General features: G+C 59.6%; 18 protein-coding genes. 7 read left to right on the top strand and 11 right to left on the bottom strand.

The window, feature by feature from the left end:
* Positions 1–4: 4 nt before the first annotated feature.
* From ACQK2G_RS12625 to ACQK2G_RS12615, 3 genes are all read right to left on the bottom strand, one after another.
* Positions 5–1003: a cysteine synthase A gene (locus ACQK2G_RS12625; protein ID WP_425405388.1), complete on the bottom strand. Its 999-nt coding sequence runs from the start codon at positions 1001–1003 to the stop codon at positions 5–7.
* Between the two features lie 67 nt (positions 1004–1070).
* Positions 1071–1682, bottom strand: coding sequence for an NUDIX domain-containing protein (locus tag ACQK2G_RS12620; RefSeq protein ID WP_425405387.1), 612 nt, complete (start codon positions 1680–1682; stop codon positions 1071–1073).
* A complete protein-coding gene (locus ACQK2G_RS12615; protein ID WP_425405386.1) occupies positions 1679–2299 on the bottom strand; it encodes an NUDIX domain-containing protein in 621 nt (206 codons plus the stop codon). Before ACQK2G_RS12615 ends, ACQK2G_RS12620 begins: the two co-directional genes overlap by 4 nt.
* Positions 2300–2454: 155 nt before the next feature.
* Between ACQK2G_RS12615 and ACQK2G_RS12610 the strand changes: the two genes are divergently transcribed.
* Together ACQK2G_RS12610 and ACQK2G_RS12605 are read left to right on the top strand one after the other, a co-directional pair.
* On the top strand, positions 2455–3603 hold the full coding sequence (locus ACQK2G_RS12610; RefSeq protein WP_425405385.1) for a mandelate racemase/muconate lactonizing enzyme family protein: 1149 nt from the start codon (positions 2455–2457) through the stop codon (positions 3601–3603).
* A 59-nt stretch (positions 3604–3662) separates the two neighbouring features.
* A complete protein-coding gene (locus tag ACQK2G_RS12605) occupies positions 3663–4145 on the top strand; it encodes a GNAT family N-acetyltransferase (RefSeq protein ID WP_425405384.1) in 483 nt (160 codons plus the stop codon).
* Here the strand turns inward: ACQK2G_RS12605 and ACQK2G_RS12600 are convergent.
* The gene (locus tag ACQK2G_RS12600; protein ID WP_425405383.1) at positions 4133–5056 is read right to left on the bottom strand and encodes a fatty acid desaturase; all 924 of its coding nucleotides are present in this window, start codon (positions 5054–5056) and stop codon (positions 4133–4135) included. The two genes, ACQK2G_RS12605 and ACQK2G_RS12600, sit on opposite strands and share 13 nt — an antisense overlap.
* Positions 5057–5192: 136 nt before the next feature.
* Between ACQK2G_RS12600 and ACQK2G_RS12595 the strand changes: the two genes are divergently transcribed.
* Together ACQK2G_RS12595 and ACQK2G_RS12590 are read left to right on the top strand one after the other, a co-directional pair.
* Entirely contained in the window at positions 5193–6059 is an 867-nt protein-coding gene (locus ACQK2G_RS12595) for a helix-turn-helix domain-containing protein (RefSeq protein WP_425405382.1), read from the top strand.
* The gene (locus ACQK2G_RS12590) at positions 6056–6865 is read left to right on the top strand and encodes a phosphate/phosphite/phosphonate ABC transporter substrate-binding protein (protein ID WP_425405381.1); all 810 of its coding nucleotides are present in this window, start codon (positions 6056–6058) and stop codon (positions 6863–6865) included. Before ACQK2G_RS12595 ends, ACQK2G_RS12590 begins: the two co-directional genes overlap by 4 nt.
* 20 nt (positions 6866–6885) lie before the next feature.
* On the opposite strand, the gene ACQK2G_RS12585 is transcribed toward ACQK2G_RS12590, so the two are convergent.
* From ACQK2G_RS12585 to ACQK2G_RS12565, 5 genes are all read right to left on the bottom strand, one after another.
* Complete coding sequence (locus ACQK2G_RS12585) at positions 6886–7455, bottom strand: Crp/Fnr family transcriptional regulator (protein ID WP_425405380.1); 570 nt, start codon at positions 7453–7455, stop codon at positions 6886–6888.
* Complete coding sequence (locus tag ACQK2G_RS12580; RefSeq protein WP_425405379.1) at positions 7452–7901, bottom strand: cyclic nucleotide-binding domain-containing protein; 450 nt, start codon at positions 7899–7901, stop codon at positions 7452–7454. The genes ACQK2G_RS12585 and ACQK2G_RS12580 overlap by 4 nt, the downstream gene beginning before the upstream one ends.
* 161 nt (positions 7902–8062) lie before the next feature.
* Positions 8063–8827, bottom strand: coding sequence for a protein phosphatase CheZ (locus tag ACQK2G_RS12575; protein WP_425405378.1), 765 nt, complete (start codon positions 8825–8827; stop codon positions 8063–8065).
* 125 nt (positions 8828–8952) lie between these two features.
* On the bottom strand, positions 8953–10206 hold the full coding sequence (gene serA, locus ACQK2G_RS12570; RefSeq protein ID WP_425405377.1) for a phosphoglycerate dehydrogenase: 1254 nt from the start codon (positions 10204–10206) through the stop codon (positions 8953–8955).
* Positions 10207–10349: 143 nt separating this feature from the next.
* On the bottom strand, positions 10350–10910 hold the full coding sequence (locus ACQK2G_RS12565; protein ID WP_425405376.1) for a hypothetical protein: 561 nt from the start codon (positions 10908–10910) through the stop codon (positions 10350–10352).
* 443 nt (positions 10911–11353) lie between these two features.
* Here ACQK2G_RS12565 and ACQK2G_RS12560 point away from each other — a divergent pair, with 443 nt between their 5' ends.
* Entirely contained in the window at positions 11354–11821 is a 468-nt protein-coding gene (locus ACQK2G_RS12560; protein WP_425405375.1) for an Hpt domain-containing protein, read from the top strand.
* A gap of 75 nt (positions 11822–11896) precedes the next feature.
* Here ACQK2G_RS12560 and ACQK2G_RS12555 read toward each other — a convergent pair whose 3' ends face one another.
* Both ACQK2G_RS12555 and ACQK2G_RS12550 read right to left on the bottom strand, forming a co-directional pair.
* Positions 11897–13036, bottom strand: coding sequence for a DUF2336 domain-containing protein (locus ACQK2G_RS12555; protein ID WP_425405374.1), 1140 nt, complete (start codon positions 13034–13036; stop codon positions 11897–11899).
* A gap of 89 nt (positions 13037–13125) precedes the next feature.
* Positions 13126–13857: a response regulator transcription factor gene (locus tag ACQK2G_RS12550; RefSeq protein WP_425405373.1), complete on the bottom strand. Its 732-nt coding sequence runs from the start codon at positions 13855–13857 to the stop codon at positions 13126–13128.
* Positions 13858–14510: 653 nt separating this feature from the next.
* Between ACQK2G_RS12550 and ACQK2G_RS12545 the strand changes: the two genes are divergently transcribed.
* On the top strand, positions 14511–16130 hold the full coding sequence (locus tag ACQK2G_RS12545) for a sigma 54-interacting transcriptional regulator (RefSeq protein WP_425405372.1): 1620 nt from the start codon (positions 14511–14513) through the stop codon (positions 16128–16130).
* Positions 16131–16293: 163 nt separating this feature from the next.
* The gene (locus tag ACQK2G_RS12540; protein ID WP_425405371.1) at positions 16294–16536 is read left to right on the top strand and encodes a hypothetical protein; all 243 of its coding nucleotides are present in this window, start codon (positions 16294–16296) and stop codon (positions 16534–16536) included.
* The last annotated feature ends 1 nt before the right edge of the window (position 16537 follow it).

Below are 16537 nucleotides of genomic sequence, written 5' to 3'. Positions count from 1 at the left end.
GCCGTCACAGCCAGTCGGGAAGGGGTAAGTCTTTGGACTTCAGGAATTCCGGGTTGAACATCTTGGACTGATAACGCTGCCCGCCGTCGCACAGCACGGTGACGATGGTATGCCCCGGTCCCATCTTCTTGGCCAATTTGATGGCGCCCATGACGTTCAAGGCGGCCGATCCCCCCATCAGCAGGCCTTCATGCTTCAACAGGTCGAAGCAGACAGGCAGCCACTCCGTGTCCGGCACCTGGAAGGGTTCATCGACTTCCAGGCCTTCCAGGTTGCCGGTGATGCGGCCCTGGCCGATACCTTCGGTGATGCTGGTGCCCGAACTCGAAAGCTCGCCTTTCGTGAAGTAATTGTACATCGCCGCCCCCATGGGATCGGCGAGGCCGATGACGATATCCTTCTTCTTCGACCGCAGATATTCCGCCATGCCCGCCAGTGTACCGCCGGTGCCCACCGCACAGATGAAGCCGTCGATCTGACCGTTGGTCTGTTCCCAGATCTCCGGCCCGGTCGAACGCACATGGGCGTTCCGGTTCGACAGATTGTCCCACTGGTTTGCGTAAAGGACACCATGCTTCTCGGTTTTCGCCAGTTCCTCGGCGGTTCGTTTGGCGACATGCACGTAGTTGTCCGGGTTCTTGTAGGGGACGGCCACGTTTTCACGCAGTTCCGCGCCGCACAGGCGCAGCATGTCCTTCTTTTCCTGGCTCTGGGTTTCCGGAATGATGATCAGGGTCCGGTAACCGCGCGCATCCGCGACCAGCGCCAGGCCGATGCCCGTATTGCCCGCCGTACCCTCGACGATCAGGCCGCCCGGTTCCAACTCGCCGCGTTCTTCCGCGTCGAGGATGATGTACTTCGCGGCGCGGTCCTTTACCGACCCGCCCGGATTGAGGAATTCCGCCTTGCCCAGGATGGTGCAGCCCGTTTCCTCGGACGCCTTTTTCAATTTGATCAGCGGCGTGTTGCCCACCGCATCGACGAACCCGTCGCGTATTTGCATGACCCTCACTCTTTTTCGTTTCTTGTTCGCGCTTTTCGCGCGCCATTCGGCTGGATGTTGGAAGTGATTATGGGGCGTGCCACTCGCGGCGCAACCTCTCACGATGCCGTGACAGCCAAAGCAGCGGGACCACGCCGAATGCGGATCTGATTTTGCCCTCGTTCATCAAGGCGGCGGCCGCATCGAATGAGAATACCGAGACACGAATGTTTTCGCCTTCGCTCTCCACTCCATGGATACCACCGACGCCCGCCGTCTCGGCCCGCCCGATGAAGACGTGAGTGCGTTCGGAAAGCGCGCCCTGTGAGGTATAGAACGGGCCTGTATAGTCGAGCGCGGTGACTGCGCATCCCGCTTCTTCGTGGACCTCGCGCGTCGCGGTCTGCGTTGCGTCTTCGCCAGCCTCCATGAAACCGGCCGGCGCTTCCAGCATCCAGGGGCGCTCCTCGCCCGCTGCGAAGGGGCCGGTGCGAAACTGTTCCACCAGCACGACCTCGTCACGGACCGGATCGTAGGGCAGGCAGCAGATGCTTTGATTCATGATGAGGACTTCGCGCTCTATTTCAGGGCTCATCCCGCCGCGGAACAATTCGAACCGCAGCGTGAAGACATCCATTTTGAAAAAGCCGTCGAAGGCGCGTTCGCGCGAAGTGATTTCCACGATGTCGGGCATGTTCATGTCCATTTCGCGCGAAGGGCGTCGCGGTTTTGCGCGAGCCAAAGGTACAGGATCGCGCCGGCCGCAGTCTGCGCCCCGCCTTTGTCCACAAGTTCCATCAGTGCCGCGAAGCCGATGGTGAATACACGGATGTCCTCCGCTTCCTGATCCAGGCCATGGATGCCGCCGACGCCTTCGGTCGAGGTTCGCCCGACATACATCGCGACCTGCTCCGAGGTGCTGCCGGGGGAGGGGTAGAGGTTCATGACGAATTCAAGGTCCGTTACCGTGCAGCCGGCTTCTTCCTGGACTTCCCGGCGAACCACGTCCTCCGCCGTTTCGCCCGGCTCCACAATGCCGGCCGGTGCCTCCATAAGCCACGGGTGGGGATCCCCGGCGGCGAGGGCGCCTGGACGGAACTGCTCGATCAACACGACTTCGTCGCGAACCGGGTCATAGGGCAGACAACTGGCGGATTGTCCGCGTTCGAACACCTCCCGCCTCACGACGGGGGACATGCCGCCTTCGAACAGCGGATGCCGCAGGTCATAGGTATCCACGCGGAAGTATCGGCGGAATGGTGTTTCCTTGGAGATGAGGTCGACATCATTGCGCGAGAATGGGGCGAGATCGGTCATGCAGTCGTCTTCCGGAGAGAGTTTGATCTTTCAGAGTGGACCCGGTTGCCGGCCTGTGATTCAAATTTGGACAGCCGCCGCGGCTGGTTGGAAAAAGCCTGCGGCAGACATATCAGCCCGGGCCGGCACTGACTACCGGCAGCGGGGCGGACACCGTGTCCGGGAAAATTGGGGGCATCGGCGCGCGGATAACCATGAGGATTGAGCGGATCGAAATCTCACGTCATTCGTTGACGCTGGACCCGCCCTTCGCGGCTGCCTGGGATAGTCGCCCGCGCCGCGACTTCATTGCCGATATCGTTCAGGTCTTTGCCGATGATGGTTCCGTCGGGATCGGGTCCGGCGACAGCATGGCCGGGATCGATGATTATTTGGATCATTTCATCGGCGGCGATCCGCGCGACATCGACCGGCATTTCAAGGTGCTGGACAACATCGCGTTCCATGTCGGGCGTCCCTGGCCGCTGGACATCGCGCTATGGGATCTGCTCGGCAAGATCGAAGGGAAACCGGTCTACCGTCTGCTGGGCGGGACGGAGGGGCGGATCAGGACATACGCCTCGCTCGGCGTGTTGCGTACGGAAGCAGATTTGGCGGCACAGGCACGGCGTTTGGCCGAGGCTGGTTTCCCGGCGATCAAGATCCGCTTTCAGCGCCCCGACGTGACGGATGATCTGGCGGCGTTGGCCGCGGTCCGCATGGCCGTCGGACCGGATGTGCAACTGATGGTCGACTGTAATCAAGGTTGGCGTATGCCATGGGATACGCAGCCGCCTTGGACCTATGACAAGGCGCGTTCCGTCGCGCGAGAGTTGGAAAAACTCGGCGTCTACTGGATGGAAGAACCTCTGCACCGGGGTGATTATGCCGGCATGGCGTCTTTAAGGTCGGCGACGACGCTTATGATCGCGGGCGGCGAAATGACCCGTGAACTGCATGAATTGCGTACACTGGTCGAGCGTCGCTGTCTCGATGTGCTGCAACCCGACTGCGTTTTGACTGGCGGGATCACGGGGCTCCATCGCGTCGGTCTCTATGCCAAACATAACGGCGTCGTCTTCACCCCGCACACCTGGGGCAACGGTATCGGTCTGATGGCCAATCTGCACTTGGTTGCCGGCCTCGGCGGGACCCCTTTCGTTGAATTCCCCTATGATCCGCCGGACTGGACGCCGGAACGCCGGGATTTTCCCCTGGCGCTCCCGCTCTATCCTGATGCCCATGGGTATGTTGCCGTCCCCGATGCTCCGGGACTGGGGCTTGAATTGAACGAAGAACTGCTTGACCGAACCCGGATCGGGTGAGGATGGTTTGCGGATTTGCTGCGCATGTCGAAAATTCGGGAAAGGATTGGGGGAAGCTCATGTCAGGAAACGGGTCGATCAGCATCAGACATGCCACAGCGGCGGATAAGGCGGCGGTGGGAGATCTTGCGCATCGGCTGCTGACCGATATTGACGCCCCACGATTCGACCCCGAAGGGTATGCCTCTGTCGCGGCGGAATTGCTGGCGTCCGATAGCGGTTTCATCGCCTACCTCGCCGTGACGGGCGGCGAGCAGGGGGAACCGGAAAAGGTGGTCGGTTTGATCACCCTGGCGGAAACCTGCGCGCTCTTCTCCGGCGGCAGGTTCGGGGAATTGCAGGAGTTCTATATCGATCCCGCGCATCGCAGTGGCGGGTTGGGGCAACGGATGCTGCGCTTTGCGGTAGAGGAGGGCAAACGCCGGAAATGGCAGCGCCTTCAGGTCAATGCGCCGTCACCAGAAAAAAGCCAGCGATCCTACGATTTCTACAAAAAGGCCGGCTTCGAGGATATCGGCCCCTTGATGCGCTACTTCCTGTAACCCTGTGTCGCGTAAACCGGCAGGTCCTTTGGGGTCAGCAAATAGCGATGGGCAATCTCGGCGTAACCCTTGAAAATATAGCCGCCATTGCGGCGACGGATGGCGTCCTTGTTTCGTTCATAGGCGGCGGGGATCCTGTACCAGGCAAGTTTCGGCTGCGTATGGTGAACGACATGCAGGTTGTTGTTGAGGTAGAGAAGACGGGTGAGCCAACTGCCTTCGACAATCGCAGTACGTTCCTTCTGCTTCCGACCGGGCCGGTGTTCCAGGAATGACCGCATCAGCAGCAAAGACGTTCCCGGCAAGACGAAGAAGGCCAGATAGGTCCAGACAGGCAGGCCGCAAACACCGACGATCCAGGTAAGGATCACTGCGAGCGACATCAGATGGCCTAGCCAAATTCGCATGCGGTGGCGGTCGCCTTGCAGCAGGAGGCGCAGCTCGGATTTCAGAAATCCGAGGGGCACCAAGACGGGGCCGAGCAGCCAACGGCCGAGCAATGTGTTGTTCGCGGTCAAAATGGCTTTCGCGAACCCGGACAATGACGCCCAGCGGTCGGGGTGCAGGTAATAGGATTCCGGATCATCCAGCGGGTCCGCCAGCGTCCGGCTTCGATGGTGGGCCAAGTGTTGTTCCTTGTAGATCGGGTAAGGAAGCCACAGCGACAATGGCGGGAAGGCGATAATATCGTTGACCTTCTGGTTCCGGGTCGGGTGCCCATGGATCAATTCATGCTGCAAATGTCCGTGCCAGCAGGTCACGAAGGCACCGGCCGGCAGCAGGATCCACCAAGGTAACTCCATGCCGGAATACGTCAGGACCGACCAACTTCCATAGATGACCGCGATCAACAACCATGTCGGCCATTCCACGGCGCTCAGTTTCATGGCGATGCCGGTACCGATACGCACTTTGAGAGCTCCTCACGGTTTCGTGTTCGACCGGAGGGATTCTTCATATCAATGTTGCGGTGCGCAATATGATCATAGTAAACGTAAGGCAGCGTTTGTTGTGTAAAATCACCAATATGTTGGAAGTGAAGCTTATATGCGGAGTTTTGAACGTCAGGAGGCTGTCCGGACCTTCAGGGAAAGATTGCAACTGGCCATGGATCGTGCGGATATGTCGAAATCCGCCCTGGCAAAAGCAGTCGGGATCGATCGTTCGACCATGTCGCAGTTGTTATCGTCCGATAACGACCGCTTGCCCCGCGCCGATACGGTTGCCGGCATTGCAGCGACTTTGCGCGTCAGCCTCGATTGGTTGATGGGATTGACGGCGGACGAGCGCTCCCATGCCGCGATCCTGCAGGAATCAATCATCTTTTCCCCCGCGACGCGCAGCCCGGTGGATGAAAACCTGGCACGCTGGCATCAGGAATCCGCGGGGCGGAAGATCCGCTATGTGCCTTCCACGCTTCCCGATCTGGCGAAGACCGAAAAGACCCTGATCCACGAGTATCAGGACTTCGCCACCAAATCGACGGACCAGGCCATTATCGCGACCCGTGACAAGCGCGCCTATTCACGCCTGCCCGATACGGATATCGAAGTCTGCATGTCGACCCAGGGTCTCGAGCTCTTCGCCGAGGGTAGGGGCATATGGGCCGGTTTGGGGCTGGACGCACGGTTGGAGCAATTGGCGGAATTGCAGTCGCTGCTCCGTGAGTTGTACCCGCGCCTTCGGCTGTTTCTGTTCGATGGGCGAACACATTACGCGGCGCCTTACACCATCTTCGGCATGCAGCGCGCGGCGATCTATCTGGGCCAGATGTATTTCGCCTTCACGACGCGCGAACATGTCCGGACCTTGACCAGTCATTTCGACGATTTGATCAGGGCCGCGACGGTCCAATCGCATGAGGCCGCTGACTTCGTCGGCGCCCTTCATGAACGAACGAGAACATCCCCATGACGGGATTGGTATCTCTCCCGATGTACGATCTGCCGGGACTGCGGCCCTTTTGGGATGACTGGTGGCGCCTTATGTGCCGGGCAATGGCCTCAGAAGGCGTGGGCGGGCTCGACGATGTCCTGTCGCGTTTTCCCGATCTCATGTCCCATTGGCGGAACCCGGCGATGAGCTTGTCGCAGACATGCGGATATCCCTACAAACTGGGGCTTGAGCAGGACTGGCAGGTGGTGGCGACGCCGGTCTATGCGGTCGATTGGTGCGAGGGGCCGAATTACAGGAACCTCATTCTTGTCCGAAAGGAGGACGAGGCACAGAGCCTGACGGACCTGCAAGGCAGGCGGGTCGCCTATAACAGCAGGGACTCTCATTCTGGCTACAACAGCATCCGCTGGATGATCGCGCCATTGGCGGCAGAGGGGCGCTTCTTCGGCGCCTCAATTCGGTCAGGCAGCCACTTGGCAAGCATCAAGGCGTTGGCTGCGGGTGAGGTCGATACCTGCAGTGTCGATTGTGTCACCTATGCGCTGATTACCAAGCATAAAGTCGTTCAGACCGGCGCTTTGAGGGTCCTTGCAGAGGGGCCCGCGGTTCCGGGTCTTCCCTTTGTGGTCCCCCGGTCAATGCCGGAGGCTTCGGTCGAAGCATTTCGCGAGGCTTTGATCCTGGCGGTTGCGCGCCCCGAAATCGCGGCTCTCAATCGGTCTTTGCTGGTCGATGGTTTCGCGAACGTGCCGGAAGCAGCCTATGAGGCAATCGCCCTCATGGCGTCGGAAGCCCAGGAACAAAATTACCCGGTTCTGAACTGAAAACGCGGCAGTACGAACGGTCAGATCAGGAAAGCGTCGTCCTCGTCTTCGTCCGATGGGCCCGTTGTCGGTGCCGGGTTTTGTGCCGGGCGTGTCGTCGAGGCTTTGGATGATGCAGGGGCTTTTTTGGGGGGCGGCGCGGGCGATTGTGTGCTGCTGGGCGTCTCAGCGGCCGCGGATTCCTCCAACGCACGTGTGCCTTCCGAAAGATCCTGCAGCAGGCATTCCAGATCCGCTCCCTTATCGATCATCGCACGCATATTGGTTGCGAGGATATTGTATAGGGCCGCGATGAAAGGATCTTCGGTTTTCAGCTTTTCCGTCAACCTGTCGCGGTGAACCACCACGCATTTGGTCGGTTGTTCAGCCACCGCCGTATTAGGGCGCGGGCCAATGGAAAGCAGGGCATGCTCGCCGAAAACCTGACCCGGTCCGGCAAGGCCGACGGTCTGCTTCTGACTGGAGGACCTTTGCCGGGCGATCTTCACGAGGCCTTCGCGGACAAGGAAGGCTGTGCGGCCCACTTCGCCTTCGCGGAAAACCGTCTCGCCCTTCTTGAACGATTGGACGGCCACGATCTCTCTGCTCATTGGCTTTCCTTTCGTTGCGATGCGGACGGAGTGTCGCCGGTGTCCGACTTCTCGGCCACGCGGATCAGTTCCTCGACCATCTTGTTACCCAGGCCGCCGTGCTCGGCCAGCGTCCGGATCATGCGTATCATCATCAGAATCAACATTCGAACCACCGGGTCGGCCCTCTCCAGCTTCTTCTGGACGACTTCCTTGGGGATGGTGATCAATACTGTGGGTTCTTCGGCGCGAGCGGCGGCCATGCGGGTGCTGTTATCGACCAGCGCCATTTCTCCGAAAATCGCGCCGGTCTGGAGCGTCCCCAATGTGATGGCCTTGCCATCTTTTCCGGTCTTTTCGATCGCAACGCGGCCGGACTGAACTACATAGGCGTGGTTGCCCTTGTCTCCCTCACGGAAGACGAAAGAGCCAGCCTTGAAACTCCGCCGGTTGAGGATATCGGCCATGCCAGGTGCTCCGCACGCTCCCAATGCCAAACAATAGCCGGGGACGGCGTGATGCATGCACGCGAAACCCCCGACCAACCCCTTGCGGAGTATCGGACCTATTCAAGGGTTCGTGCAACAGGCATGTATAGTCCCCGGGCCAAGTCTCAGGCTTGGGCCGGTTAGTCGAAGAGGGCGTCGATCTCGGCCTGGCTGATGCCTTCGTTGCCCAATTGCGGGCCTTGCAGCAGGTTCTCGTCGCCATCGCCTTCCGCGATCCCGTCCGAGTTGACGGGCAGGTCTTCGAAGGCCTGGGCGCCCCAGATCGCGATCATCGCCAGAATCCTGTCCTCGATGAAGCGCACCGTCTTGACCACCTTCGTGATCCGCTGCCCCGTAATGTCCTGGAAGTTGCAGGCTTCTAGGATTTGCGTCACCTGATCGTTCATCTTGTCGACCAGTTCGAGCATTTCCTGGTCTTCTTCCGCCAATACGGCGAGGCTGCTGAACCCGGCTTCCAAGACCTCGGTCGCCTCGATAATGCTTTGGGTGGCCTGTTCCGTCGCCATGACGATCGCGTCCAATTCGCTATGGGCGCGTTCGATTTTGTCGGCATCCTCGCCGAACGGATGTTTAATCTGCGCAATTTCCTGCTTGGTCTTGGCGATGACGCGAACCATCTGCGCGATCTCGATGCGGACGTCGCGGGCCATTTCGTCCTGCTCGTCCATCGGCTCGCCGGCCTTCGCAGATGCCATCGGCGCCGCTTCTTTCAACTCGCGGACCTCTTCCCGAAGCGCGGCGATGGCTTCGAGGATTGCCACGCTGTCGCCGGCAGAAAGGGCGCTGGAATGGGGCTCGTCCAGAACGGCACCGTCACTGCCGCCCCTTTGCTTCCGCATCATCCGTTCTACGGAAAACTCTTTCCGTGGTGCCGCATTCGCCATGAACCATCCCCTAACGAAAACCGATCGTTTGATATACGCAATTATCGGATAAATGATAAGTGTGCGCTAATAATGGGCGGAAAGTGTTAACAACTACCTACCGCGATCGGTGATTTCGGGTTGGGTCAGCTCAAACGGTTCAGCACGCGGGCCCGGATCGTGCCGTTCAGCGCGCGGATCTCCTGCACGATGTTCTCCGGTGACGGGACGTTGCCGTCGGCATCCAGGACCACATAGCCGATCTCGCCATCCGTCTGATAGTACTGGGCGGCAATGTTTACATCGTGACGTGCGAAGACGTCGTTCAAACGGCCGAGTTCCCCCGGCAGGTTCCGCTGAACCTGGATGAAACGCGTTCCGGACGGCTTGGGCGGCAGTTGCACCTGCGGAAAATTAACCGCGCCGATGGTCGAGCCGACATCGGAATACTCGACGAGCTTGCGGGCGACTTCCTCGCCGATCCGTTCTTGTGCCTCGATCGTGGAACCGCCGACGTGTGGGGTCAGGATCACATTGTCCAACCCCTGCAGCGGCGATTTGAATTCGTCCGCATTCGAGGAGGGCTCGCTCGGAAAGACGTCGATCGCTGCGCCGCCGAGACGGCCGTCACGCAAAGCTTCGGCAAGCGCTTCAAGCACGACGACCGTGCCGCGGGCATTGTTGATCAGATAGGCGCCCGGTTTCATCCAAGAGATCTCCTGCGGGCCGATCATGTTCCGGGTGGACTCCGTTTCCGGCACATGCAGGCTGATCACATCGCTTTCCCGCATCAATTCCTGCATCGACCCGACCGGCAGTGCGTTTCCGTGGCGCAGTTTGTCCGCATGATCCAGGTAAATCACGCGCATGCCCATCGCCTCGGCGAGGACGGCTAGCTGAGACCCGATATTGCCATAGCCGATGATGCCGAGCGTTTTGCCGCGGATTTCGCTGCTGCCTTCGGCGGACTTGTCCCATTTGCCCGCATGCGCCGCGACCGATTTCGGAAAGGTGCGGCGGAACAGCATGATGATTTCCGCGATGGTCAGTTCGGCGACGCTGCGTGTGTTGGAGAACGGGGCGTTGAAAACCGGAATGCCGCGATGGCGCGCGGCGTCACCGTCGATCTGGTTGGTGCCGACTGAAAAGCAGCCGACGGCAGTCAAGGTATTGCTCGCCTCGATGATCTCCTTGGTCACTTTCGTGCGGGACCGTATCCCCAGAAACCGAACCCCTTCCAGGGCTTTGACCAGGGTTTCCCCGTCCATGGCGGTCTTGACGCGTTCGACGTTTTGATAATTCGCCTTTGACAGGACATCGATCGCGGTTTGGGAGATGCCTTCCAATAGAAGGAATTTGATCTGCTCTTTGGGAAGGGAAGGGTTCTGGATCTGGCTCATCGATATCCCGGGAAATGTCGCTGTGGTCGATGCGGATGTCGCATATGGGGGCGTTCTTCAAGCATGACCGCCGGCGGATGTCCACTGGCAAGGTCCGGGGACTGCCCTATGCGGCCCCGAATAGAGTCCATTCGTGTGCGTGGTTAAAGGTGGGCAGGATCAATGGTGGTCAAGAATGCACCGTCCACCGTCATCAGAATACCTGTCATCGGTTCCGCGGTGATAACCGTGTGAGAGCGGCAGCTTATACCGAAAACCTGCCTGGCGTCGCCCGCGACAGGAACGCCATAGGCGTCGGCGGGTTGGGCGATGATTTCAAGGCGGACCTCATTTCGGTCATGCGCGGGGACTTCCGCCGGCAGTTCCAGGGGGGCGTCGATAAGACGCGCCCACTGTAACGGCATGTTCAGGGTGAAACAGTGGCGGTCCATCGCTGTCCGGAATGTGAGCGCGGGCGGCGGGGAGACATTCTCGTCCTCCCAGGCAAAGCCCAATCGCGGCCTAGCATCCCGCTCTCTAACCAGTTTGCTGAACAGGGGCACGGAAATCGGTCGGTCCCGCATTTGATCGATCAGGGTCAAGAATGCATCTTCCGAGCTTGCGCGCAGGGGGTCGGTTTTAGATGCGAAATAGTCGGCAATTTCGGCGGACAGGGCGGTATCGCCATCCAGCCAGAAATTCGCTGCGATTGCCCCAATGACCAAGGAAGATGCTTCCCTGCCGGGGGGGAGGCGCGGCGGCGCGAAAAGCTGCACGACCGGTGCGGTGGGGGGACCTTGAACCGTCCCCGTTATTGCGGAGGCGATGGGCTGCGCCTGAGAGAACGCGGGCGGCCACAAAGCTGCCATGGCGACGGCGCACGCTGTAGTGAGCCCCAGGAGGCGTCCGACCCGAATTGCCTGAAAAGTCACGGTATTGGGAAACGACGGTTTCGCCGCTTTCGGAATCATAGCGCGCAGCGCCCGACACCATTCAACCGTAGCGTGCCCAAACCGCCGCCAGTGAGCGCTTATTACGAAAATATGTAGCTTGCTCAAGGGGATGATACCGTGCAAAGCTGACACATCCTTCAGATGGTTACGGGTATTCACCGAGGGGGCAGCATGCATGCTGTCGACCCGAAGGGGAGTTAGAGGAGTGTTGTGCGGTGAATGCGACTTCCGATCAAGCATTCAACGAGCGTTCGCGACGCCAATCGGGGCTGAGCCTGCGCAAAGCGAAACCGGATACGGACGCGGCGTCGAGCCAGGGGTTGTTCGAGGGGCTAGGCTCCATGGACAAGGAGAAGATCGCAGGCCTGCATAGCGTTTTTGCTCAGGCGGATTTTCGCGGCCTCATTGAGATGGTCCATAAATGCATATCCACCGAACTCGCCAGCGTCGAGGATGCGCTCTCCAGGCAGGATGTCGGTACCGCGATGATAGCCGCCCACAAGATCACGGGGTCCTCGGGCAACTATGCTCTCAACAAAGTGTCCAAGTCTGCCGCGAAACTGACTGATGCCCTCAGCAATGGGGGAACGGAAGAAGTGGCGAGTGCGCTTGCCGAGTTGCGGACGCATTCCTATGCGGCGATCTCCGATCTGGAAGTATTGCTGTCGAGGTTGTCCGAATAGACGCCCCTCATACGACAGACGTTGCCTTCAAGTAATAAAAATTGGAAACGCGAATGACCGTTTCGCGGAGGCGGGTCAGGATGCCTGACTGGATGCGGCTGCAGCGGACCGCTTGACCTTTTGCAGCAATGCCCGCGGCGATTTCCGCCAGTGCATGACGGTCCGCATCGCCTGGCGGGCATCCAGGTCCCGGTAGAGCGAGAGCACTTCCTTGAACTTGGTGCGGTCGAGTTCGAAATTCTCGCCTTTCAGTACCGCAACCGTGCGGGAGAATGTCAGCGGATCGGCGCCCTTGGCCTTGTACAGTGTGGCAAGGAGGGTCGGGTCATCTTCCAAGAGAATTGTCCGAACGGCGGCCCCGGGCAATTGCGACCAATGTTCGACCAGTCGCTGGGCGGTTGTCACATCCCCGTTTCGCAAGGCGTTGATGATCTGCTGTTCAAGGCGACCAGCCGGGCCGTCCGCGCTCTCGGTATCCGGGGGAGGGGCCGGCGGTTTGTGCGCCCGCCGCCGCTGCGACATTTCCTGCAGCGATGCGTCGCGTGCCTTTTCGGCGATTTCGGTTAGGTCGTCTATCGACATCGACCATTTTGCCGAGATCGATACCAGCAGCGCTTCCGACACCAGCGAGACGACCTTCTCGATCGCGGGCCAAGGCGTGTCCTGGCGATTGACCAGCGGTTCATGAAGATCCGTCGTGGACGCACAAAGATCCGCGATTTTCAGAAACGACTTATCCGAGATGTCGGCGGTGTGATTCCGCAGCAAAGTCGTCAGGGCTTTGACATCGCCTGTATCGACAATCGACGCGGATACGGCGTCAGAAAGGCGGGCGCGAATGGCGACCGCACTGCGATGATCGGTGGTCCGGTTCGTGACGATGTCGATCAGGTCTTCGTCCAGCAGCACGGTGCTGCGTGTCAGAACGGGCCGGGCGATTTCTATTTCGTCATTGCCGAGAATGACGATGAGGTGCCTGGGAGCGTCCAGCCGACGGGCCAGTTCTTCCGCGAATTTTGAACGCACGACCGTTTCCACATCCCGAACGATCAGTTCGTAGATCTGGGCGATCAGCTCCCATTCCATCTCGGTCGGCGGGGCATCCTGGCTTTGGAGCAGGCCGGTCAAATGCTCGCCCAACTGACCGCGCGCCGTGCGCGTCTTCGCCATGGCGAGGGTTTGCATTTCCTGAAGGCGTTCCTGGATCGGCATCATGGACCAACCCCCGCCCCATCACCCGAAGGCACGACGGCGGACCGGCCAAGAAGCCGCCGATCGCCTATTTCGTGCCAATCCATCATCCGTCAGGCACCTTTATCCTGACTGCGCGTCACATCGATCAGGCGGTAGCCAATACCGCGAACCGTTTCGATGATCAGCGTATCGTTGTGGTGTTCACGCAACTTAGCCCGGATACGACTGATGAGCGTGTCCACCGTACGGTCGGACGTGTCAGCGCTGTTCGCACTGACCACATCCAAGAGGAAATCGCGGCTTACCGGCGCGCCGCGGTATCTCAACAGCGCGCTCAACAGGTCGAACTCGCCGCGCGTGACCCGGACGATGATCCCGTCGTCTTCCGTGATCTCGCGCCGCGTCAGATCGACCAGCCACTTGCCCAGTCGCACCGGGCCCGCGGTATCGTTGCTGCTGTGTTTTTCGGATGCGCGTCGAAGAACCGTCCTTACCCGTGCCCGCAGTTCCGGCAGGCTGAACGGCTTCGCGACGTAATCGTCCGCGCCCAGTTCCAGGCCGAGAACCGTGTCGATTTCGGTAGATCGGGATGTGACCATGATAACCGGCGTAGCGGGGTAGTTCGCGCGGACTTCGCGCAACACTTCGAACCCGTCGTCGTCCGGTAGGTTCACGTCCATCAGAACCACGTCGAACTCGCGGGAACTGATCTCTAGCCTTGCCGACATGCCGTCCTCGCAAGCCGTAACCAAAAAGCCCTCATTCCGAAAATACGTCGTAATGAGAGCGCGTGTAGCTTCTTCGTCTTCGACAACGAGGAGAGAATTCTTATGTGGTGCCACCGTGTTTTCTCAACTGTTGCCGTGTTTGCATACTCTCCATGCCACAAACGCCGTATCGGCGTCGGCAAGGCGCGTCCAACCTCGTTCCATTTCATCCCCTCCCGACCGAATAGATAGGTCGACGGTTTTGTGTTCTCTTCAGGGGGCGCCGAAGCGGCGCTCGAGTGATACAAACATAGTATGTGTACCACGCTTGAGCCTCGCAAATATATTTTTCATAAGTGTCATTGTTAACTATCAGACACATTGCCCCGTAGATACGCTTTGCTGTTAACATTTGCGGAAATATTTAGATAAAAGTTGAGCAATCACTAAAGCCTCCTCGTTGAATCTAAAGTGAAAATGATTGCCGGAAGCAGCGCCGCCACCACCCTGTATCCATCAACCATAAGAATGAGTCGCGGATTATGCTACCGTGGTTTCCGTGCGGGTAATCCGATCGAGCGAATTGCAATTCGAGGCGGTGAGTCGGGCCTCGAAATCGCGATTCAGGGGGGGCTGTCGCGCCCGGTCGACGGCGTCGAATAGAGGCCCAATTGACGGACACTTGGCCAAACATGTCGTTTTCGTGGACAGTTCGTCCGCAAGGCGCCTAATATCGGCCGCGGTTCCCAGTCGTGGCATGGTTGGTTGTCGGAAAAGGTGACGGACTTATGAAATCGGGGCGTACCGTAGGGGCCATTCTATTGGCGAAAAGCGGCGACGTAGCGGTTTTCGGACCGCTGTCGGATCCGCGTTTGGGTGCAATGGTGCTCGAGCGCAAATGGTTCGCCGAAGTCAAGCGGCGCCGGATCGGGACTTTGTCGATCGACGGCCAGCATTACACGGTTTTCTGCGTACCCACGGATGCGGGCGAGGTTCTGCTCTTCAACACCGGCGTTGACGACGCGCTCGCCACGTTTTTGACGACGGTTGATTTCGCCTACGATGCGCTCGCCGGACTGATCGACGACCCGGACTGTGCGATGACCGTGATCGATCGGGAAGGGCATCTGGCTTATGTCTCTCCCCGGCATCAGGCGTTTTTCGAGACCGACCCGCAGGCCGGTTTGGGGGGCAGTGCCCGGGACATCATCGGTAATACCCAACTGGACCGCGTGCTGGGCACGGGCGTGGCAGAGCGCGGCGACGTGCAGAACCTCCATGGGGTCAGCAGACCGATTTCCCGCCTGCCGGTCATGCAGGAGGGCAAAGTCGTGGGCGCCATCGGGCGTATCGCGTTGAACGCTCCCGAGGAAATCGAAGGGCTGACCCTGCGCATCAACGAACTCGAGCGGGACGTGGCTTTTTTTCGCCGCCTGGCGGGAACCGGGCAGGCCACTATTTCCGGAGAAGAGGCCTTGGCCGGCAATTCCGAAGGGGCTCGCCGGGTGCGAATGGATGCAGCGAAGGCCGGCCCTTTGGGCAGTCCCGTCCTGATCAGGGGCGAAGCCGGGACGGATGTCGCCCAGGTCGCCTATGCCATCCACAGAACCGGCCCGCGGCGTGACGGGGCTTTCACTGTCGTCAATGCCGCCGCCTTGCCGTCCTCGATGCTGGAGATCGAACTGTTCGGTTGTGACCCTGGCGCGATAGCCGGGGCGGATGCCAAGGCGTCCAAAGGGGCGCTGGAGCGCGCGAATGACGGTACGCTGTTCATCGAAGAAATCGCCGCGCTTTCCTTGCGGCATCAGGAACTGCTTCTCGATGCCCTGTACAAGCGAGAGGTCGTGCGGATCGGGGCAGCGTCCGGGCGAAAGTCCGATTTCAGGTTGATCGCGGCGACAGCCAAGAACCTGCATGGGCTGGTTGAAAAGGGACAAATGCTGCCGGCATTCCTGGACCGCATCAGCCCTGTCGTCATCGATGTTCCACCCCTACGGGCTCGGTTGGAGGATCTTCCCGACTTGTTGTCGGATTTCTTGAAGACGGCAGCGCTTCGCCACCATCATGCCATGCCCGACGTCGCGGAGGATGTCCTGCCCTTCCTGAAAGGCCAGGCTTGGCCTGGCAATGATCTGGAAATGAGGCAGGCGGTGGAACGTGCATTCGTCGTCGGGGATGGCGAAACGATGCGAATGGTGGATTTCGTACCGCGCCGCGGCCGCGTGCGGGCCGTGGATGCCGCCGTCGCGCCCAAGGGCAGCGGATTGCATGCCGCCACCGACGCGCTCGGGATGGATTTGATCTACGACGCCTTGGAACGCTGCGGCGGGAACAAGAAGAAGGCTGCCGCCCAACTGGGGATTTCCCGGTCCTATCTCTACAAGCGGTTGGCGGAAGCGAGACCCTGAGGCGTCGCATTACCCCGTTACCGGCCCCGTCTTAGACCGAGAAAACGGCATTCACCAGCGCTGTTGTCATTGTTTGGATTCAGTCTAAATTGGTATCACCAATACAGCGTCGGTATGCACCGAGCGCGGCAACAATAGGGCGGATCGTCCAGCGGGAGGGGGCATGAAGTACCAGATGCATGTATATGCATTGGATTGCTATCCGGATTCTAACAAGGATCCGTCCGTCGTCATGATCGTCGCCGCCCGGTCGGAAACGGATGCTGTTGAACTGGCCTTCACGCATCCGAATGCAGACCAGTATCAAGCGGTCCAACTCAATCCGAAGAGCAAGGCCAAACGGTCGGTCTCTATCGAACGTGGGGTGCATGGTTTCGTGAATTGGCGGGCCTATAAGTCCCTTTGAA

Source organism: Hwanghaeella sp. (assembly GCF_965227365.1).
Taxonomy (GTDB): domain Bacteria; phylum Pseudomonadota; class Alphaproteobacteria; order UBA8366; family Aestuariispiraceae; genus Hwanghaeella.
Note: the sequence above shows the minus strand (reverse complement) of the source record. Positions and strands in the feature narration are given on the sequence as shown.